This is a genomic window from Tenacibaculum soleae (assembly GCF_030549005.1).
Classification (GTDB): Bacteria; Bacteroidota; Bacteroidia; order Flavobacteriales; family Flavobacteriaceae; genus Polaribacter; species Polaribacter soleae.
In genome coordinates this window covers 146,546-167,102 of sequence record NZ_JAUOSW010000006.1, presented here as the reverse complement: position 1 = coordinate 167,102, position 20,557 = coordinate 146,546, and the positions used below count along the sequence as shown (strand labels likewise).

22 protein-coding genes are annotated in these 20,557 nt (G+C 29.7%); 4 read left to right on the top strand and 18 right to left on the bottom strand.

The window, feature by feature from the left end; all coding sequences use genetic code 11:
- The first annotated feature begins 8 nt into the window (after window positions 1-8).
- Window positions 9-569 (top strand): hypothetical protein, encoded by a 561-nt coding sequence (locus Q4586_RS10580; RefSeq protein WP_068704908.1) that lies wholly within the window; start codon window positions 9-11, stop codon window positions 567-569.
- Between the two features lie 51 nt (window positions 570-620).
- Window positions 621-986, top strand: coding sequence for a cupin domain-containing protein (locus Q4586_RS10575; RefSeq protein ID WP_068704910.1), 366 nt, complete (start codon window positions 621-623; stop codon window positions 984-986).
- Here Q4586_RS10575 and Q4586_RS10570 read toward each other — a convergent pair.
- Together Q4586_RS10570 and Q4586_RS10565 are read right to left on the bottom strand one after the other, a co-directional pair.
- Entirely contained in the window at window positions 983-1,660 is a 678-nt protein-coding gene (locus Q4586_RS10570) for a ZIP family metal transporter (protein ID WP_068704911.1), read from the bottom strand. The genes Q4586_RS10575 and Q4586_RS10570 overlap by 4 nt on opposite strands.
- Window positions 1,657-2,382 carry a class I SAM-dependent methyltransferase gene (locus Q4586_RS10565; protein WP_068704913.1) on the bottom strand — a complete coding sequence of 242 codons (726 nt, stop codon included), beginning with the start codon at window positions 2,380-2,382 and terminating at the stop codon, window positions 1,657-1,659. The genes Q4586_RS10570 and Q4586_RS10565 overlap by 4 nt, the downstream gene beginning before the upstream one ends.
- 112 nt (window positions 2,383-2,494) lie before the next feature.
- Here Q4586_RS10565 and Q4586_RS10560 point away from each other — a divergent pair, with 112 nt between their 5' ends.
- Window positions 2,495-3,673, top strand: coding sequence for a THUMP domain-containing class I SAM-dependent RNA methyltransferase (locus Q4586_RS10560; protein WP_303528889.1), 1,179 nt, complete (start codon window positions 2,495-2,497; stop codon window positions 3,671-3,673).
- 98 nt (window positions 3,674-3,771) lie between these two features.
- Here the strand turns inward: Q4586_RS10560 and Q4586_RS10555 are convergent, their stop codons facing one another.
- Window positions 3,772-4,482 (bottom strand): hypothetical protein, encoded by a 711-nt coding sequence (locus tag Q4586_RS10555; RefSeq protein ID WP_303528887.1) that lies wholly within the window; start codon window positions 4,480-4,482, stop codon window positions 3,772-3,774.
- A gap of 239 nt (window positions 4,483-4,721) precedes the next feature.
- On the opposite strand from Q4586_RS10555, the gene Q4586_RS10550 reads away from it, so the two are divergent.
- Window positions 4,722-5,216: a DinB family protein gene (locus tag Q4586_RS10550; RefSeq protein WP_303528885.1), complete on the top strand. Its 495-nt coding sequence runs from the start codon at window positions 4,722-4,724 to the stop codon at window positions 5,214-5,216.
- 5 nt (window positions 5,217-5,221) lie between these two features.
- Here Q4586_RS10550 and Q4586_RS10545 read toward each other — a convergent pair whose 3' ends face one another.
- The 15 genes from Q4586_RS10545 to Q4586_RS10475 form a co-directional block, all read right to left on the bottom strand.
- A complete protein-coding gene (locus Q4586_RS10545) occupies window positions 5,222-6,394 on the bottom strand; it encodes a T9SS type B sorting domain-containing protein (RefSeq protein ID WP_068704921.1) in 1,173 nt (390 codons plus the stop codon).
- A gap of 50 nt (window positions 6,395-6,444) precedes the next feature.
- On the bottom strand, window positions 6,445-8,382 hold the full coding sequence (locus Q4586_RS10540; protein WP_068704923.1) for a hypothetical protein: 1,938 nt from the start codon (window positions 8,380-8,382) through the stop codon (window positions 6,445-6,447).
- A 182-nt stretch (window positions 8,383-8,564) separates the two neighbouring features.
- A complete protein-coding gene (locus Q4586_RS10535; protein ID WP_068704925.1) occupies window positions 8,565-9,272 on the bottom strand; it encodes a hypothetical protein in 708 nt (235 codons plus the stop codon).
- A 40-nt stretch (window positions 9,273-9,312) separates the two neighbouring features.
- Entirely contained in the window at window positions 9,313-10,257 is a 945-nt protein-coding gene (locus Q4586_RS10530; RefSeq protein WP_303528883.1) for a phage tail-like protein, read from the bottom strand.
- Between the two features lie 111 nt (window positions 10,258-10,368).
- A complete protein-coding gene (locus Q4586_RS10525; RefSeq protein WP_303528882.1) occupies window positions 10,369-11,421 on the bottom strand; it encodes an ATP-grasp domain-containing protein in 1,053 nt (350 codons plus the stop codon).
- 1 nt (window position 11,422) lies between these two features.
- A complete protein-coding gene (locus Q4586_RS10520; RefSeq protein WP_260585388.1) occupies window positions 11,423-11,662 on the bottom strand; it encodes a DUF6095 family protein in 240 nt (79 codons plus the stop codon).
- Complete coding sequence (murQ, locus tag Q4586_RS10515; protein WP_303528881.1) at window positions 11,655-12,470, bottom strand: N-acetylmuramic acid 6-phosphate etherase; 816 nt, start codon at window positions 12,468-12,470, stop codon at window positions 11,655-11,657. The genes Q4586_RS10520 and murQ overlap by 8 nt, the downstream gene beginning before the upstream one ends.
- Before the next feature lie 86 nt (window positions 12,471-12,556).
- Entirely contained in the window at window positions 12,557-14,782 is a 2,226-nt protein-coding gene (locus Q4586_RS10510) for an NADP-dependent isocitrate dehydrogenase (RefSeq protein ID WP_303528879.1), read from the bottom strand.
- A gap of 553 nt (window positions 14,783-15,335) precedes the next feature.
- The gene (rplS, locus tag Q4586_RS10505; RefSeq protein WP_068704935.1) at window positions 15,336-15,683 is read right to left on the bottom strand and encodes a 50S ribosomal protein L19; all 348 of its coding nucleotides are present in this window, start codon (window positions 15,681-15,683) and stop codon (window positions 15,336-15,338) included.
- A gap of 117 nt (window positions 15,684-15,800) precedes the next feature.
- On the bottom strand, window positions 15,801-17,198 hold the full coding sequence (locus tag Q4586_RS10500) for an ArnT family glycosyltransferase (RefSeq protein WP_303528877.1): 1,398 nt from the start codon (window positions 17,196-17,198) through the stop codon (window positions 15,801-15,803).
- A gap of 4 nt (window positions 17,199-17,202) precedes the next feature.
- A complete protein-coding gene (locus Q4586_RS10495) occupies window positions 17,203-17,952 on the bottom strand; it encodes a glycosyltransferase (RefSeq protein WP_303528875.1) in 750 nt (249 codons plus the stop codon).
- On the bottom strand, window positions 17,945-18,622 hold the full coding sequence (gene trmD, locus Q4586_RS10490; RefSeq protein ID WP_303528873.1) for a tRNA (guanosine(37)-N1)-methyltransferase TrmD: 678 nt from the start codon (window positions 18,620-18,622) through the stop codon (window positions 17,945-17,947). Before trmD ends, Q4586_RS10495 begins: the two co-directional genes overlap by 8 nt.
- Before the next feature lie 30 nt (window positions 18,623-18,652).
- Entirely contained in the window at window positions 18,653-19,513 is an 861-nt protein-coding gene (locus Q4586_RS10485) for an RluA family pseudouridine synthase (protein WP_068704943.1), read from the bottom strand.
- Complete coding sequence (locus Q4586_RS10480; protein WP_068704945.1) at window positions 19,513-19,935, bottom strand: VOC family protein; 423 nt, start codon at window positions 19,933-19,935, stop codon at window positions 19,513-19,515. The genes Q4586_RS10485 and Q4586_RS10480 overlap by 1 nt, the downstream gene beginning before the upstream one ends.
- A gap of 3 nt (window positions 19,936-19,938) precedes the next feature.
- Window positions 19,939-20,529, bottom strand: a complete 591-nt coding sequence (locus Q4586_RS10475; protein ID WP_303528871.1) for an acyl carrier protein phosphodiesterase — start codon at window positions 20,527-20,529, stop codon at window positions 19,939-19,941.
- Window positions 20,530-20,557 lie beyond the last annotated feature (28 nt).

The following is a 20,557-nucleotide window of genomic DNA, read 5'->3' as shown; positions in this document are numbered from 1 at the left end:
AATAAAAAATGAAAAACTTAATTAAACCTCTAATAATAGCCCTAATATCAGTTGTATTTATACAATGCGGAAACAGTAAATATGATATTTCGAAAGGTAAAATAGGTGCAATAACAACTAAAACAACCATGCAAGAAATAGACGGAATTTTTAAAAATGATTCTGTTGTAAAAATTTTAAGTGAAGGGGCAAAAGGAAGTAATTATTTTCAGGATGATGATAAATATTTAATTTATGAAAATGGAGGAAAACACTTGCTAACAATTGTACCAAAAGAACAATTAGATTCTACGTCAACTATAAAAAGTATCGAAATTTTTGATGAACGTTTTAAAACCAAAACAGGATTAAATATCAATTCATTATTTCAAGAAATAAATGCAAATAATACGATTAGTAAAGTAGAATCGTCTTTTTTATCAGCAACTTTATTTATAGATGATTTAAATGCAACAGTATCTATTGATAAAGAAGATTTAGGGTTAAAAGAATTTAGTACTCAGAAAGTAACAAAAGAACAAATTCCTGATTTAGCAAAAATAAAATCATTGACTATTTGGTTTAACTAGAAGAAACCAAGAAACCGAAACAACTGTTTCGGTTTCTTTATTTTAGATAATATGAAAAAATATACCATACAAAAAGAGCCGTTTGTAGTTCCAACCACAGATGGAAAATTAATTGAAGAACATTTTGGTAATGCAACTGATAAAAACTCAAAAGTAAGCATTGCACACATGGTTGCACCAATAGGGTGGAGTGAGCCTTTTCAGAAGCCAGATTTTGAAGAATACACCTATATTATAAAAGGAAAAAAACAATTTAATATTGATGGAGAGGTGATTGTTTTAGAAGCAGGAGAATCTATTAAAATAGAAAAAGGTGTTCGAATTCAATATTCAAACCCTTTTAACGAACCTTGTGAATATTTAGCGGTTTGTTTACCTGCTTTTTCTATCGATTTGGTAAACAGAGAGGAGATTTAGAGTGTAAAAATAGTTAAAAGAATACCTAAAAGAATAGCAGTGAATTTTTTAAAGTTAAATTTATGATTTTCAGAACTTTCAAAAAGAATAATTGTTGAGATATGAAGAAATACTCCAACAATTAATGCTGTTATTTCTGTATGAAATTGGTTAAAAAAAGTAACTTTATCAGAAATTAATACGCCTAAGGGACTCATTAAAGCGAAAATACTTAAAAATAAAATGATAGTCTTTTTACTATAATCTGTTTGTAGTAAAAAGGTGGTTAAAACTATGGCAATCGGAATTTTATGAACAATAATAGCCCACAATAGATTGTCGCCAGCATGGTGTATTGGCAAACCTTCTGAAAAAGCATGGATACATAAACTTACAAACAATAACCAAGGAAATTTTGGATTATTAGTATGTGAATGAATATGCCCATGTTCAGCTCCCTTAGAAAATGATTCTAAAACAGACTGAATAATAATTCCCACTAAAATTAATATTCCGAGTTGTTTTGTGTTTTGGGCATGTGTATAAACTTCGGGTAGTAAATGTAAAATAGTAACTGATAGTAAATAAGCCCCACTAAAGGCTAATAATAAACGTACAAACTTATTATTTGGTTTTAAAACTAAAACAAATAAAGAACCTATTAAAACAGCTATTATTAATAAAATATAACTCATTCAGCAATTAAAATTAATCTATCAGATGTGTTCTTATCAAAATTATTTAAACCATAATCACCAAAAACATGTTTTATTTTTAAATTAGATTCTTTAAAATACGTTTGCATTTTATCTAAAGTTAAAAACTTTACCTGTTCAGTATATGTATGATTTTTTTCATCAGCAATAAAAGAGATATGTTTTAAAATAAACCCATTTTTAATTTCTCTTTTAATATGAAATTCAATACCGTCTATTGTTTTTACTTCCTCTGTAACTAAAGTAGCTTTTACTTTTTCAACATTTAAAAAATCTAAAACAAATACGCCATTTTCATTCAAGCCGTTTTTTATACTTTTTAAAATAGCAATATCTTCATTGTCGTCATCAAAATAACCAAAGCTTGTAAATAAGTTAAAAATAGCATCATATTTGTTTTCTAATGGGTCACGCATGTCCCAAACTTCAAAGTTTAATGTGTCGTTTTCAAATTTTTTAGCATGTTGAATACTATTATTACTTAAATCTCCTCCAGTAACTTTATAACCTAAAGAGTTTAAATACACTGAGTGCCTACCTTTACCACAAGGTAAATCAGCAATAAAACTAGCTTGAGGTAATTTTAAAAACGAAGTTATATTTCGCATAAAAAACTGAGCATCAGCATCATTTCTATGTTTGTATAATGTATGATAATATGAGGTATCGAACCACGAAGTAAACCAGTCTGTTGTTTTCATAATTATAAAGTCTGCAAAAATACATAAATCTTACGTTTTTTATATTGAAACAAGAAAAGATTAACATCTACCCAAAATTAACTGTATTTTTGCAATGAAATTTTACAGTTACATGGAGAAAGATTTTAAAATGACTGCTATTACTATGGCAGGTTTAGAGAGAGTATTAGTAGATGAATTAAGAAAACTTGGTGCTCAAGACGTTAAAGAAGGAATACGTAATGTATCTTTTAAAGGAGATACAGGGTTTATGTATAAGGCAAATATTGCTTTACGTACAGCTATTCGTATTTTAAAACCAATTAAAAAGAGTAAAATTTTTGATGAAGAAGATTTATACGAAGCAATACAGCGTGTTAAATGGGATAAATATATAGATGTTGATGGAACTTTTGCCATTGGTGCTGTAGTTAATTCGAAAAATTTTACAACAAATTCACATTACATTAGTTTAAAATCAAAGGATGCTATTGCTGATTATTTTATGCATAAGTATAAAAAGCGTCCGAATGTAGATTTAAAATACCCTGATGTTAAAATTCACATTCATATTCATAAAGAATGGTTAACTATTTCGTTAGATTCTTCTGGAGATTCATTGCATAAAAGGGGGTATAGAAGTGCTACCAATATTGCACCGATTAATGAGGTTTTAGCGGCTGGTTTGGTAATGTTATCAGGATATAAAGGAGAAGAAAACTTTATTGATCCGATGTGTGGTTCTGGAACCATATTAATTGAAGCAGCAATGATTGCTAATAATATACCGGCAAATATTAATCGTAAGCATTTTGCTTTTGAAAATTGGAAAGATTATGATGAAGATTTATATTATGTAATTCAAGATGCTTTATTAAAAAAAATTACAAGTTCACATTTTAAAATAATGGGGTTTGATAAAGCTCCATCGGCAGTTAGTAAAGCAAAACAAAACATTGTAAATGCAAATTTAGATGAGTTTATAGGTGTACATCACGTTAATTTTTTCAATTCTAAAAAAGAAGTATTTGGTAAAACTACCATTTTATTTAATCCGCCTTATGGTGAGCGTTTAAATATAGATGTAAATGAGTTTTATACAAAGATAGGTGACACTTTAAAGCATAATTATCATGGTTCTACAGCTTGGTTGATTACATCTGATATACAAGCTTTAAAAAATGTAGGCTTGCGTACTTCTAAACGTATACCACTTAAAAATGCAGATTTAGATTGTCGTTTTGTAAAATACGAATTGTATGAAGGAAGTAAAAGAGTTAAGAAAGATTTTGAATCTGATAATGATGCCTAAAAAATAAACAAATAACTGTATAGGTTTTTAAAAGAATAATACATATCTTTTTTAAAAACCTATACAGTTAACTTGACTAAAAATTAGGTATATTTTATTTATCTATTTCTCCTAGATTTCCCTTTTTGTTCAGATGTTATTTTTTTATAATAGTTTTTATTTTTACGTCTTTTTAAAATTTTACCACGCTTTCCTGTTTTAGCATTTGGTTTAGATCTGTAATAAAAGAATTTATTATCTTCTTTGTATTTACGGTACTTATTTCTAAAATCTCTTTTATAAAAATAAGCATCGTTATAGTTAAATACTCGCCCGATGTTAACATCTATATTTATATCATTGTCATAAACACAATCTTCATAATAATCATTATATTTTACCGAACCGTAAAATCTTGGGTTGTTCCAACGGTCATATTTAACCTTTAAATGACCAACTTTAGCTAGTCTTCCAAATTTGTAATCAATATATACATTACCTATTCGTTTTACATTGCCTCTAGCATCATAATTAATAAAAGTATTACCAATACGTCTCACTCTCCCTTTATAATCTCGTTCAATACGTACGCCTCTATTAGTTTTTACACGTCGTCCGTAATAATCCGCGTAACGAGTGTTTTTATAATGAGTGTTAAAATCAAAGTCTCCGTTTAAAAAAATATGAAATTCTACATTTCTTTCAACAAAGGTAACAGCATCGTTATAACGATTTGTAACCCCAATTTTACTAGTTGATTTATTTTTGTCTTTAGCGCTTATAGTGGCTAACGACATTATTGCTAATAATAAAAGTATCCCTTTTTTCATAATTGATAAATTTAGGGTTATGCTTACTCTATTTGCTTTTCGGCTACCGCATTTGAAATATAATTTTCAAAGAACGTGCCAAAAATTAACTTCCTTATTTATCTATTATTTTTTAATATTTTATATTGATTTAATTAGTTGTATTTTAATGGTTTATTTGTTTTTAGTGGAATAATTTATATTTACCCGTAAAAAACTTTATATTTATACGACTTACTCTTAAACTTACAGATTAACGAATGATTGATGTTATTGATGAAAACTTACAACGAGGAATTAAATTGTTAACTCATATTTCTGATGCTCAGTATAATGATAAATCAATAGCACCATATTATTCGAGCATAGGAGCTAATATGCGCCATGTGTTAGATGTTTTTGCTTGTATTTTAAAAGGTTTTAATAAAAGAAAGATAAATTTTTCAGATAGAGAAAGAAATCAATTAGCGGAAGAACAAACGAAATTTGGAATCGCATATTTTAACGATATACTTAGGCAATTACATACTTTAAAAAGTACAGATTTTGACTTGATCGTAGCTGTTAGTGATGATTTAGGCAGCGGGGTAGTAACTACAAATTATACCCTAGGTGGTGCTTTAGCACAAGCGCATAGCCATGCAATACATCATTTTGCTAGTATTGGCTTTATCATACATCAGCTAGGAATTGATTTACCAGATGCTGATTTTGGGTATAATCCGACAACTCCTAAAAAAGTACTAGTAGAGTAGAGGTATTATCTATGAATATATACCCAACCTTTTTTTAATTTTCTATAATTATTTGGAGAATCACCAAGTTCTAAATAATAAAAATAGGTAGCTTCAGGAAGTTTGGTTTCTTTTTTGTAAGTAGCTCTTCCTTCAGAAGTACCATTCCAATCGTTCTTATAATTTTCTGCTTGATAGACGATATTTCCCCATCGATTATAAATCACTAATTTGTTATTTGCATGTTCTGCAATTTCATCGAAAACTAAAAACTCATTTTTACTATCGCCGTTAGGAGAAATTAGTATATTATTGGTGTCCTCAGGAACAATTTCATCATCAAAAATAGTACCTATGGTTATTATTTCGTAATCATCAGGTATAAATACTGCCGATGTAATTTCTCCGTTGTTTAAATTACCTGTAACATTTAAAACACTTAAATTTTTCCATTGGTTTTCTGCAATATTCCAACCAACCACTGTTAACAACGAAATTTTATCAGCAATGGCAGCAATATCACTTCTGTTATCCCAGGTTAAAGTAATTCTTGTTTCTTTAGTTCCGTTTAAATCCCAATATTCAGTGTTACTAATGTTTTCAAGTAATACTTGTTTTTGGTCGGTTAAAAAGTTTGTAGGAAAAGTGCTTGGAGCATTTGGGTCTTCATAAAAATAAGCACCTTTATAAAGGTTGTAATTGCTTTGATTGTCGATTTTCATTGGGCGAAAAAGAACACCATCTCCAATAGGAAAAGTAAAGTTATCACTTCCGTTTCCTTGTACAGATGAATAGCCATCAACATGTCTTATATCATCTTCACCTGCATAGATGTTGTAATCTATAAAATCTAATGAAATATTAGGATTATTTCTTGGCGTAATTACGGTACCATTTATAAAATCTAAATCGTTTCTTACGCCTAATGAATTTTTAAGTTCTAAATTATTTACAGCGTCAATTTCTACATCAAAAAAAGTAATACGGTTTGCACCAGAAATAATGCGAGTTTCAGTATCAGCATAAAAGCCAGCAAAACCTGTATAATTATCTAACAATCCATCATTTATTACATCGGTATGAAAACCTATTTTGGCATCAGTATGTAATTGTACATTACCAAAATTTTGGAAAGCAGTTTGAGAAAATATAAAAAAAGAAGTAAATAAAAAATATAACGAGATAAAAAATAACTTCATAGTACTTGTTGAAAATTAAAAAATTCTACAATTAATTGGTTTATTGTATTTTAATTGATTTTTCTAATTGTCATGCCAGTAGCATTAGCATCAATAACAACATCTCCAGAATTATTTATGTTTTTTTCTCTGATTTTTATACCATAACTTTGAAAGGCTGTAAGATTTAACAAAACAGTTCTTGAAGCACTTACATATCTTTGATTTGTGTTTCCTATAAGAGTAATTATACTACCTGTATTAGCTATTGGGTTATTATTTTGACAAACAACTACTTCTAGAGAGTTATTGTTTAAGCTATTGAAATCATTTCCATTTTCTTTTCTTAATGAAACAGTATATGTAACTTCATATAGCCCAGTTTCTGTAATTTGTACCTGGTTATTATTTCTGTTATTTATAGGTCCGTTAAAAATTCTAACAGAATTTAAAGGGACTAATGTACCATTTAAATTAAAGTCATTGATTCTTATTGTTGAGTTTGTATTGTTGTATTTATCGATATAAGTTAATGTAGATGAACCTCCACCAGAACTAGTTGTGTTTGAGTTGTTCATTTGGTGCCATATAGAACCATTACTTTGTAACTTTAAAATTGTGTTACTGCCTATTGAATTTGCATTAATATTTGATAAATTACGATAATTAGAAATGTTAATGTTATTACTAGTGATGTTTTTAAGTATATATTCTCTTCCTTCGCAAGTAGAAGCACTAGGTAGTGTAATTGCGTGATTACCATTAATAATTATAGAGTAATGATCTTCATTAAGTGTTAGGTTATTGGTTGTAGTTAAGATAGATTTAGATACAGACCCTTTAATTTGTAAAGTAGAATTAGCGATATCAAAATTACCAGTATTATAGTTTGCGTTTATATCATTTGTAACAGGTATTTCCTGTTGATTAATGTTAATACCAAACCTTGTTTTTGCATTTCTTCCAGTTGTATTTCCTTGTACTCTAAAAAACTCTCTATAAATTTGTGGACTGTAATAATAACGTTTAAATATTATAGGTTCGTTACCATCATCACCAATAGTAAACTCTAAGCGTCCTTGATTGTTAGGGCCAGCAGATCCAATTTCAAACAAGTCTGTTGCTCCAGAACTACCTTTAAGTCTAAAGCTACCATTACTTGTTGTGTAAAACATTGGTTTGTAAAAGCTAGCACCAGATGCAGCAAATTGTAGTGCTGATATGTTATTATTACCCCTAAGATATACTAATGGCTGATTTACATCTGTATAATCAGGATAGGATTGATCTAAACCTAAAGTTCCTCTTCTACCAAATTCTAATATAGGAAGGTTGTTTGAACGTATTTGCATTTTAACATCATCAATAGTTCCAAGAAAGTTAGCAGCTGTTGTGCCTGTGTTACCAGTAGTAAGCCAATTGCTTAATGCAGCATTGTCTATCCAATCAGTACCTGTTGCTGTAGATGATAGTATTTGACCATTTGTACCAACATCACCACTACTATCTATATAACTTTTTTTGACAGATAGGTTTTCGTGAACAATTGTATTACTGTTACGTAAGTTAATTCCACTTATTGCCTTAATATCAAAAAAACCAGTTGATTCTAAGTTTATGTAATTAGCATTATCTATATCAAATCTACCTAAATTAGAAAATCTTAAGTTGTTTGTTCCTCCATTTACAAATCGATTAGCATCTAATGTACCATCAGTAGTATATATATTACTTGATGCAGCAGTAGATGTAATGGTAGGCCATTGATTTGTAATAGGTAAAGGTAAACTAGGGTCAAAAATTCTTATAAGACTATTTGTTGTGTCAAACCATATGTCTCCTTCTACAGGATTAGAAGGAAAAGTAGGACTTGTTGTTACTAAATTGTTATTAACTGTTTGTATGGTTCCTTTATTGTCAATTACTCTAACTTGTTGAGCATTAATTTTATTAGAAAATAAAATTAATGCAAAAATTAATATTAATATATGTTTTTTATATTGTATCATTCTTATTATAAAGGACTTAACTATGTGTTAATAATTGTAGTTGCTAATAATTTTGAAATTAGATAAAGATTAGTTTTTAATGGGGTGTTTTAATTTTGAATATATTTAGAGAGTAAATCAAAATTATTTTAAAGTATTGGTACCGATTTTATCAGTACCAATACTTTAATTATATTTAAATATTATTTTACAAAGTGAACCTCGATAATATCACCAGCATAAACCGTCCAATCATTAGGGTCTACTTCATCTGCAAAGTCTAAAGTAACTGTACCAGCAGCAGCAGTATAATCTACTCCAACACCAGCAGCAGCACCTGCAATTAATTTTGCACCATTTCTATATACATAAACTTGGCTAAAAGAAGGTAAATCAGTAACACCTGTTAAAGCGAAAGCTGTTTGACCATCTGTAGCAACAAATCTTTCTTGTCCACTTTGAATTAAATCAGTAGCTAATAAGTTTTTAACCTGTCCTGTGGTCTCATCTCTTACAAGTAAGGTATAACCTGTACCACCCATAGCGGTTGCAGCACTACCTGTTTCTTCTTGAATTCCATCAATAACAAACGTACCACCAGCAGCACCATCAATTGTTACTTTAAATTCCTGAGCACCAGTATTAATATCTGTGTCAGCAGTTAAAGTACCACCTAATTGCCAAGTTGTAGTAGTTCTATTACCTGGTGCTGTAGATGTTATTTGAGTAATACCGTTATTAGATTGTAAGTATTTAATAGTACCTTTATTATCTATTAATTTTACTGTTTTAGTAGGGTCTGTATCCTTTGTAAGCGTTGTAGGATCAGTTGTTTGTGCATTAACAGTACCGATTGCTAAGATACCTACGGCAACTAATGCGAATTTAAATTTGTTTGTAATTGTTTTCATAAATTGATTATTTAAAAATTTGTAATAGGGATTTTTGATATTAATAAAGTTGTATTATTCTTATTTCGTCACCTGCATAACATGTTGCATCAGGTTCTATTTCTATTGTTGTTGTGTTGATTACCGTAAAATCGATACGAACACCGTTTCTGTATACGTTAATTTTATCGTTTGAATAAATTGTTAATCCAGAGAAAGTTTGTTGGTTATCAATTGCTATAATTTTAGTAACTTCTTCTCGTAATAAATCTGAAGGATCTATTTTTCGTAATTGCCCGGTAGCATTATTTACGGTAACAATAGCATCTTGAGTAGTGTCTCCGTTTTCTAAGCCATTAATAGCCAAGGTATTTGTAGTATCTGTTTGTATAGTTGTAGGTTTTATTAATACTCCGCCTAATTGTATGGTATTAGTAGCATCAATTAAAAGACCGTTATTAGCATTAGGAGCTGTATTTGAATTTACCCAATCTGTTCCGTCATATGCATAAATTACCCCTGTTGTAGTATCAACATATACGTCCCCAGCTAATGCATCAGTAATTGTTGTGTTGTTAGGTATACCATTACCTCTTCTAGGGTTATTATCAATAGCAATCCAGTTATTTCCATCCCAAATACTTGTGGTGTTTAAGGTATCATTAATCCAAAAGTCACCTAAATTATTACCTGTTGGAGCTGTTGAACTTGTCGTGACATTAATACCTCTACCTGATGAATTATTTTTACATAAACTTTTCCAAGAAGTTCCATCATACATAAAAACACAATCCTCATCAGTATTATATACTAACGCACCCTTTAGTGGTGCAATTGCACTCATTTGAGTGTTTGACATACGACTAATAACTATGGCTTTGTCCGTACTTTCTAATTCTAAAATGGAACTAGAATGGATCACAGAAGGATTATCGCCTATCTTTACTTGAGAGAAAAGAGAGGTTTTAATTAAGAAAATAAGTATAAATAATAGTTTTATTTTCATACTATATGGGAAATTAAAGCGGCAAAAGTAATCATTTTTTTTAACTTATAAATAATAATCGTTATAATAGTTGGACACCTCTTTTATATTTAAGTCACTTATAAATAAACTTTAAGATGTTTTTTTTATGTGTGATAGGTGTTTTTTTAATTGTAAAATTTCTACAGAAAAGTGTTTTGTGTTTTTATAAGGAATGTTAAGTTTTTTATTATTTACAGTTGCTATTTTATAGATACTTTTCCAGTGCGTCCTTATTGTTTTTAATGCTTGAAAATAAGTGAATTTTTTTGCATCGTATATGTGGGTTGGCTCTGCCAAAATACCATTGATTTCTATAATTTTAAAATCTGTACCATTTTCTAAAGAAGAAAAAGAATTGTATTTTAAGTCAATTCGTCCATAATACCAACCAGGAATTTTTTTATTAAGTGTGTCAAAAGTTTTAATTAATGTTTTACTAATTAAATGGTTTCCGTTAATAAATTGAGTTCCTTTTGAGTGATTTCCTATAGCAGTAAGTTTTACAACTTTATCTTTATAGGGAACTGTATTTAATTTATTTTGATGAATTTCGGTAAATAATTCTATATATAATTTTGCCCTTTCATCATTTAAAATTAATTCTTTTAAAGTGCTTTTTCCGTCGCCAGTAACGGCTAAAAATTTTTTCAGGGTTAAAGAGGTAATGTTTCCAGTTTTGTTTTCTGGATACCGAAAATATAAAACGCCACATTCATTTTCATAATTTAAAAATTCTTGAATAATGATGGCTATCATTCCATACTTTTTAAAGTAGGTTTGTAACTCAGTTTCGGTATGTACTTTTTGTACTAACAGGCCTCTAAAACCAATGTCTGGTTTTGCTATTAAAGGAAATTGAATTTGTTGCTCATTAATAGCTGTAATTATTTTATTATACTCCGTATTAGGTTTTATTAATATAGTTTTAGGGCGATATTTTTCAGGAATGAGCATGGTTGTTTCGAACTTAGATTCGGTGCCGATTCCAGAATTTTTAATACAAGGGTTTGTGGCTGTGTAAAAAGACAGGTGTTTCGCTTTTATAGCCAAATAAAATGCATAGGGTAAGTTAGGAATGTAAAACATATAAGAAGGCCAATGCTCCCAGTTTATAAGTTTTTTTAGGGTGGTATTTTTTCTCAAATTATTTTTGAAATAAATTATCTAAAAATGCTTTTATTGTTTTAAATCCGAAGTAAACAGTGTATAAGAGTAAAAAAATACCAATACCTAATATCGCATAGGCAATATATTTTTTAGGGTTTTCGGTGTAAATTTTTAAAGCTTTAAACCCGATGCTTACTATTATTGGAGATGTAATTAATAAACCCAAAAGGATTAAAAATTTTTTTACAATTTTATCAAAAGTTATTTGTTTAGGCATTGGTATGGTTTTTTATAACATCACGAACATTTCCGTACTTTTTTAATAATTTACTTGCAGTTACTTGGTCGATGTTTAATTCAGAAACTAACATTTTTTCTCCTCTTTTTACCAACTTATTATTAGATAGTTGCATATCAACCATTTTATTACCTTTTACTTTACCTAGTTGAATCATTGTAGCGGTAGATAGCATGTTTAAAACTAATTTTTGAGCAGTTCCGGCTTTCATACGAGAGCTACCAGTTACAAACTCAGGTCCAACGACTACTTCGATAGGAAATTGAGCTGTTAGTGCTAAAGGGCTTTTTTGATTGCAAGTAATACAACCGGTAATAATATCGTTTTTATTGCATTCATTTAAAGCAGTAATTACATAAGGTGTTGTGCCTGATGCAGCAATACCAACTACTACATCTTTAGATGAAATGTTGTGCTCTTGTAAATCAAGCCAACCTTGTTTTGTTGAATCTTCTGCATTTTCAACAGCTTTTCTAATAGCTATATCTCCGCCTGCAATAAGCCCAACAACTAATTCATGCGGAACACCAAAAGTAGGAGGGCATTCACTAGCATCTAAAATACCTAAACGACCGCTTGTACCAGCACCGATATAAAACAATCGTCCACCTTTTTTTAATTTTGTTACTATTTGAGTAGTAAGTTTTTCAATTTGTGGCAATGCTTTTTCAACAGCTAAAGGAACTGTTTTATCCTCGTTATTTATGTTTGATAATAAATCAGTAACAGTCATTTTTTCTAAATGATTGTATTTTGAAGACTGCTCAGTAGTTTTAATAAAATCCATAGTTCAAATTTAGTAATTATAATATTTTATAACGTAAAAAAGCAGGTAATTTTAATTACCTGCTTTTTTACGTTATAATGATAAAATTAAATACTTTGTAAAATAGTATTTAATGTATTGCTCGATTTCATAATAGCATCAGCTAATTCATCAGTTGGTTCATAGTAACCACCAATGTTTACAGCCTTACCTTGTGCTGAGTTTAATTCGTTGACAATAGTAGTTTCATTAGCTGTCATTTTTTCTGCAATAGGAGTAAATTGCGCTTTTAAATCAGCATCTTTATTTTGATTAGCTAAGGCTTGTGCCCAATAGGTTGCTAAATAAAAATGAGATCCTCTGTTATCTAACTCTCCAGTTCTTCTTGAAGGTCCTTTTTTGTTTTCTAACAATTTATCAGTTGCATCATCTAATGCTTCAGCTAAAACTTTTGCTTTAGCATTGTTGTTAGTTTCTCCTAAATGCTCTAATGAAACCGCCAAGGCTAAAAATTCACCTAAAGAATCCCAACGTAAGTGATTTTCTTCTACTAATTGTTGTACGTGCTTAGGAGCAGATCCACCAGCACCAGTTTCAAATAAACCACCACCATTCATTAATGGAACGATTGATAACATTTTTGCTGATGTTCCTAACTCTAAAATAGGAAATAAATCAGTTAAATAATCACGTAGTACATTTCCTGTTACCGAAATAGTTTCTTCACCTTGTTTAACTCTTTCTAAAGTAAAAGAAGTTGCTTGAGGTACAGACATTATAAAAATATCTAAACCATTAGTATCGTGATTTGGTAAATATTTTTCTACTTTTTTAATTACTTCAGCATCATGTGCTCTGTTTTCGTCTAACCAAAATACAGCAGGTGCTTTTGTTGCTCTAGCTCTAGTAACAGCTAATTTTACCCAATCTTCAATTGGAGCATCTTTTGTTTGGCACATTCTCCAAATATCACCAGTTTCCACTTCGTGGGATAGTAAAGTAGTTCCGTTTGCATCAATTACATCAACTGTTCCGTTTGAAGTAATTTCAAAAGTTTTATCGTGTGATCCGTATTCTTCAGCTTTTTGAGCCATTAAACCTACATTAGGAACGGTTCCCATAGTAGTTGGGTCAAAAGCTCCGTTTTCTTTACAAAAATCTATCGTAGTTTGATAAAGAGAAGCGTAAGAGCTGTCAGGAATTACCGCTTTGGTATCTTGTTGTTTACCTGCTTTGTTCCACATTTGCCCAGAAGTACGAATCATTGCTGGCATTGAAGCATCAATAATTACATCCGAAGGAACGTGTAAATTGGTTATTCCTTTGTCAGAATCAACCATGGCAACATCAGGATTATTAGCATATATTGTTTCAATATCGGTTAAAATTTCTGCTTTTTTATCGGCAGATAATTCTTCAAGATTACTTAGTAAGTTTCCGAATCCGTTATTTACATCAACACCAATTTCATTAAAAGTATCGCTATGTTTCGCAAATAAATCTTTAAAGAAAACACGTACAGCATGACCAAAAATAATTGGGTCAGATACCTTCATCATGGTTGCTTTCATGTGTAAAGAAAATAACAATCCTTTTTCTTTAGTATCTGCAACTTGTTCAGCTAAGAAAGCTAATAAAGCTTTTTTATTCATTACCGAAGCATCGATAATTTCACCATTTAATAAAGAAACTTTTTCTTTTAAAACAGTAGTTGTTCCGTTAGCGTCTGTGTGTACAATTTTTACATCGGTAGCATTACTTAAAGTAACAGATTTTTCAGTATGTGCAAAATCTCCAGCTGTCATGGTTGCAACGTGAGTTTCAGAAGTAGAGCTCCAAGCTCCCATTGAATGTGGATTTTTTTTTGCGTAATTTTTTACTGCTTTTGGTGCTCTACGATCGGAGTTACCTTCACGTAAAACAGGATTCACAGCCGATCCTTTTACTTTATTATAACGAGCTAAAATTGCTTTTTCATCATCAGTATTTGCTTCTTCAGGATAATCTGGTAAAGCGTACCCTAAAGTTTGCAACTCTTTAATTGCGGCTTTTAATTGTGGTACCGAAGCAGAAATGTTAGGTAATTTAATAATGTTTGCTTCTGGTTTTTTAGCTAAGTCTCCTAAAAAAGCCAAAGCGTCTTCTACTTGTTGCTCTTTAGTTAAAAAATCAGAAAAATTAGCAAGAATACGTCCTGCAAGAGAAATATCTTTTGTTTCTATTTCAATATTAGACGATTTTGTAAAAGCTTTTACAATAGGTAAAAACGAACGAGTAGCCAACGCTGGTGCTTCATCCGTTTTAGTGTACATGATTTTAGCAGTTTTGCTCATATATTAGTTGTTTTAAGGCAGTATTGATTAAAATACGTACCATAATCGTTAATAATTTATTTTGAAGTATGGCAAATTTAAGAATTACCAATGAGTTTTTTGCAGCTAAAATGTTATTAATTAGGGGTGTTTATTGTGAATTTGATAAAAAAAAGAAGCTGTTTTTAGTTTTTATTGCTAAAATAAAAGCCATATTATACAATTTCTTGTAATAATATGGCTTTTTTTTAAATAGTAATTTATTTATTATTGATGTTTTAGCTTTCGTAATGTCCTGTACTTTTAATAAAAATATATAATACTATTTTAATAGAAATAATAATTTAATCAAAAAAAGATTCATCTAACATTTAAAAGAACACTTTTTTGAATTTATATTTAGAGTTGTAAAACTACTTAGTAATAAATTCTATTTAAACGATAAAAAATGATATTTAATTAATGGTGTTTTACTTTTGATAATCAACAAGATATTAGCGAGTGCTATTAACAATTGTGAATAAAAAAAGCATCGTAGTTAATCACGATGCTTTTAATTTTTTGAAAAAGAATACTAGTTTCTTCTTTCTTTAATTCTTGCTTTTTTACCAGTAAGACCTCTAAAGTAGTAAATACGTGCTCTACGTACAACACCTCTTTTGTTTACTTCTATCTTTTGAATAGCAGGTAAATTTACAGGGAAGATACGCTCAACACCTATAGTACCAGACATTTTTCTGATTGTAAAAGTTTCAGAAGCACCAACACCTCTTTTTTGAATAACTACCCCTCTAAAAAACTGAGTACGTACTTTTTCACCTTCTCTAATCTCGTAATACACAGTAATTGTGTCTCCAGCTGCAAATTCTGGTAATTCGTTTCTTGTTACAAATTCGTCTTGAACAAATTTTACTAAATCCATTGTAATAATGTTTATATTGTTTTACTAAATAACATTCACGATTCTCGTCAGAGGTTATTTTGTGGCTGCGAAATTAATAAAAATTTATATAAAATAAGATTTTATAAGTTAATATTTTTAATTAGCACGGTATAAGTTCTTTTTAGCGTTACTGTTTATTAATTTGAGTGTTACGTTATTACTTGGTACTACTTTTTTCAAATTTCTTTTAGATACTATTAAATAAAAAGGTGTTTTACTTAATAGCTCTTTTTCTAATTCAGTTACTTTTATCGATTTAACTTTCCCTTTAGAGTAAAATTGACTAGAATAACTTTTTGTGTTATAATGATATATTTGAATATCTTCTTTACAAGAGTTTTGAATAAAATATTTATCCGAATTGGCATGTTTTTCTATGTTATTACTAATCAAAGCAAAACTGTAAACGATAATCGTAGCAATTGGAACAATTAAACTTATGGCGATTAACACTGTTTTCTGCTTGGTCTCTTTCCAAAAATGAACAACTAAAAGAGCAATCGGAATTAAGACTGGTAATATATATGGGTGAATTAAACTTTTAGAAACTGTAAAAAATAAGGGAGTCCAAATTAACCATGCACTTAAAAATAGCGTCCATTTATTAGTGAAAAAAGTAGCTTTATTTTTCCATAATTTACCAATAATCATTTGAACCCAAGGAAGTGCAAATACTAAAAGAAAAACCCAGATGATGCCTAAAGGTTGTTGTTTTGGAAAACCATATTTGTCACCAGACCAGCTACTATCAAAAAATCTACTAAAGTGTTCGCCAACAATAAAATAATCTATAAATCCAGGTGTTTTTTGCTCGGCTAAATAATACCATGGGATTGCAATTAAAACGATGATTAGTATTCCTAGAAAGATAGGAAATGTTTTGAATATTTTTTTGAACGATTTTGAAATCAGCGACCATACAAAAATAGGAGGCAAGGTTAAAATAAAAATAATAGGCCCTTTGGCTAATAATCCTAATCCGAAACCAACAAAAATTAAATACTTCCAGATTGGTTTTTCGGGATGATGCATTGCTTCCCAAAAAGAAAGCATTACTATGGCAACACTAAAAGCTAACGATGTATCAGTTGATACAACTCCGGCATGAATCAAAAACTCTGGAATGGTTAGTGCGATAAACCCAGGTAAAAAAAACGGTAAGTTTTCTCTTTTAGCATATTTACCAATTAAGAAAATCATTAAAATACTTAATAATAAATAAGGTAATCTTGCTGTAAACTCAGAAACTCCGAAAACATCAAAACTTAAAGCAGATAACCAAGTAGAAAGTGGTGGTTTAGCCCAAAATGGAACTCCGTAGTCTATTTGTGGAGTTATATAATCGTTTGTTTCTGCCATTATTCTGGCAATCTCTGCATAACGAGCTTCTGTTTTGTCCATCAAAGGAATCGCTCCGTTTAAAAAAGCTCTCCATAAAACTAAAAGCAATACAGAAATAGCAAAAAAGTTTTTCTTGTTGATTAGGTTACGCATTTATTTAAGATTTGTATCGTTTTTTTATAGAAAGTAAATCAAACCAAAGTTTAAAGAAATAAGTCATTTTTACACGACTATCATCGGCATCAATCCATGATTTTAAAGGGATTTCTCGCGCAATATTTTTTATATTTTCTTTTTTGAAAATATAAATCAAACGGTGAAAAATTTCTACATCAAACAACCATTTTGATATAAAATCTTCTTTAAAAACGTTTGCAGCCAATTGTTTACTAAAAACTTTACAGCCGCATTGGGTATCATAAACTTTTAAATCTAACTGTTTAGATATTAAAGTGGCAATAAACCTACCGATAAAGAAACGATGTTGTTTGCGCTGTATATTAGTATCTATTTTTGCAATTCTAGATCCGAATGCAAATTGAATAGTAGTGTTTATTTTTTTACTTATAGCATGACATTCCTCTAAAGTAGTTGCTAAATCAGCATCTAAGTAAGCAATTTTTGAAAAAGAATTATTTTCTTCACAAAAATTAAAACCAGCTTTAACTGCACTAGCTTTTCCTACATTTTGTTTTAAAGAAAGTAATTTTACTTTTTTAGGGTACAGTGTTGCTAATTTTTCAATAACATCATCCGTTTTATCTGAAGAGCCATCGTTTACAAAAAATAACAATACATCAGAAATTGTATCTAAAAACTGTTTAAACTGATTTATAGGTAATCGGTTTTCCTCATTATAACAAGGAATAACAATAATTAAATCGTGCTGTATTTTTGGGTTATTCATCTAATAAATCGGGTCTTATATTTTTAGTATGTTGATAGGCTTTTTCATTTCGCCAAGCATCAATTTTAGGAAAATTACCTGACAATAATATTTCTGGCACTTTCATTCCGTCATATTCAGCTGGTCTGGTATACACAGGTGGAGATAATAAATCATCCTGAAAAGAATCGGTTAAAGCAGATTGTTCATCACCTAAAACTCCTGGAATTAATCGAACAACAGCATCACATAAAATAGCTGCAGCCAATTCGCCACCTGTTAAAACATAATCGCCAATAGATATTTCTTTAGTGATAAATTTATCTCTTACGCGTTGATCTACTCCTTTATAATGCCCTGTTAAAATAATAATATTTTCTTTTAACGAAAGTGTGTTTGCTATAGATTGATTTAATGTTTTTGCATCAGGTGTCATATAAATAATCTCATCATACGTTCTTTCTGATTGTAATTTAGAGATACATTTATCAATAGGTTCTATCATTAAAACCATACCAGCGCCACCACCAAATTGAGTATCATCTAGTTTTTTGTAGGATCCAATTCCGTAATCACGTAAATTATGAAAATGAATTTCAGCTAATCCTTTGTCAATGGCACGTTTCATCATTGAATGTTCAAACGGGCTTTTAAGTAAATCTGGGGCAACGGTAATAATATCTATTCGCATAGTGGCAAAGATATATTTTTTAATGGATACTTAAGATGGAAATATTTTTTTGAATTTCTTTGGAAGTGCTTTTGTTGCTTCAATTTGTTGTTTCGTAAACGGATGCTCAAATTTTAAAGTAGCTGCATGTAAGTACAATCCTTTTCCGTTTAAAATTAAACCATCTATAAAATGTTCTTTATCACCTAATATAGGATTATTAATAGCTAATAAATGCTTTCTTAATTGATGTTTTCTACCTGTTTTTGGTGTTAATTCAACTAAGTTTAAATAATCAAAACGTTCAGAGTTAACTGTTTTTATAACTTTGTATAATGTTGATGCTGTTTTGGTGTCAATAGGAATATTAATTTGTCCTTTTTCGTTCATTTTACCAATACTAATCGCATAATAGATTTTCTTGATTAGTTTATTTTCAAATAATTTATTTAATGCAGTAATGCTCGAAGTTGTTTTTCCAATTAATAACAATCCACTTGTTGGGTAGTCTAAACGATGCACAGGTCTTGGTCGTACAGCATCAAATTGGGGGCTTTTTGTGATGTTTTGTAGCAAAGCATTGTCAATGGTAGCAAAAGAGTTTCCGCTAACTAAAATTCCCGAAGGTTTATAAATAATGGCTAAGTATTCATCTTCAAAAACAACTTCTAAGTCAAACTCAAATTGTTTAAAAGCTGTGTTGTCGTTTAATTGATAAAGTTCTATAACTTCATTACCATTTATAAATAGGGCAGTAGTAGCAACTTTACCATTTACTATAACCAACTCTTTTTTAATAGCTTTTTTTAAACCAGATTTTGTAGGGATAGTTTTAAAAATACCAACTCCGTACTCTTGTAGTCGAATCGATTTTTCTAGTGTAGGAACGTTATGTGTTTCTGATATTATCATTATTTAGCAAACAGTTGCGAACTATCTTTAAAAGCTTTAAACTCTAAAGCGTTATTTTCAGGATCATTAAAAAACATGGTTGCTTGTTCGCCAATTAATCCTTTAAAACGAATAGTTGGTGCGATGATAAATTTAATATTATATGTTTTTAATCTTTCAGAAAGTGTTATCCAGTCATCCCATTTTAAAACAACGCCAAAATGAGGGATAGGAACATCGTGTCCATCAACAGGATTTGTAATTGATTTAGTTGGAGTGTAGTTTTCTTTTTGATGAATAACTAACTGATGGCCGAAGAAATTAAAATCAATCCAATGATCAGAACTTCTACCTTCTTTACATTGTAGAATATCGTTATAAAAAATCCTACATTTTTCTAAATTTTGAACAGGAATTGCAAGATGGAATGGTTGTAAATTCATAATTTAAATAGTAATTGATTGGGTCTTTGAAGTACAAAATTTACGCAAATCTTCAAAAAATAACGTAAAGTCTTCTTCAAATTCTTGATAATGGATTAGAAGATCTTCGGAGGCTAAATTCATTTGTGATTTTCCTTTGGTTCGTTTATTCATGCCATTTAAAACTTCTTGAATCCCTTTTGCAAATTGATAGTTGTATAGCCAGTTGTATTTGGTTAAAAAGGGAAGTATTTGTTGTGTTTTTTCAGGAAGAATATCAAAATTATCTTGTAAAAGTTTATATACCGAGTTTACGTAAGTGTCTAAGGGTATTTCCGAGTAAGTATTCCAATTTTTAGCTAAAAAATGATCGTAAAAAATATCAATAATTACGCCATCGTAATGGCGATAGCGTTCGTGTAATCGTCTTTTACTTTTTCTTACAATATCATGAGTGTCGGTAAAAGTATCTATTTGACGGTGTAAAATAATTCCTTTTTTTATTTCTTCTTCAAAGTGAGAAAATTTATTCCCTTTAATGTGATCGGCTATAAAATTACCAATCATTAATTTAGTATTGCTACCAGATAAATATAAATGCGCTAAAAAATTCATTTTATAAATGTAAACAAAAAACCACAAC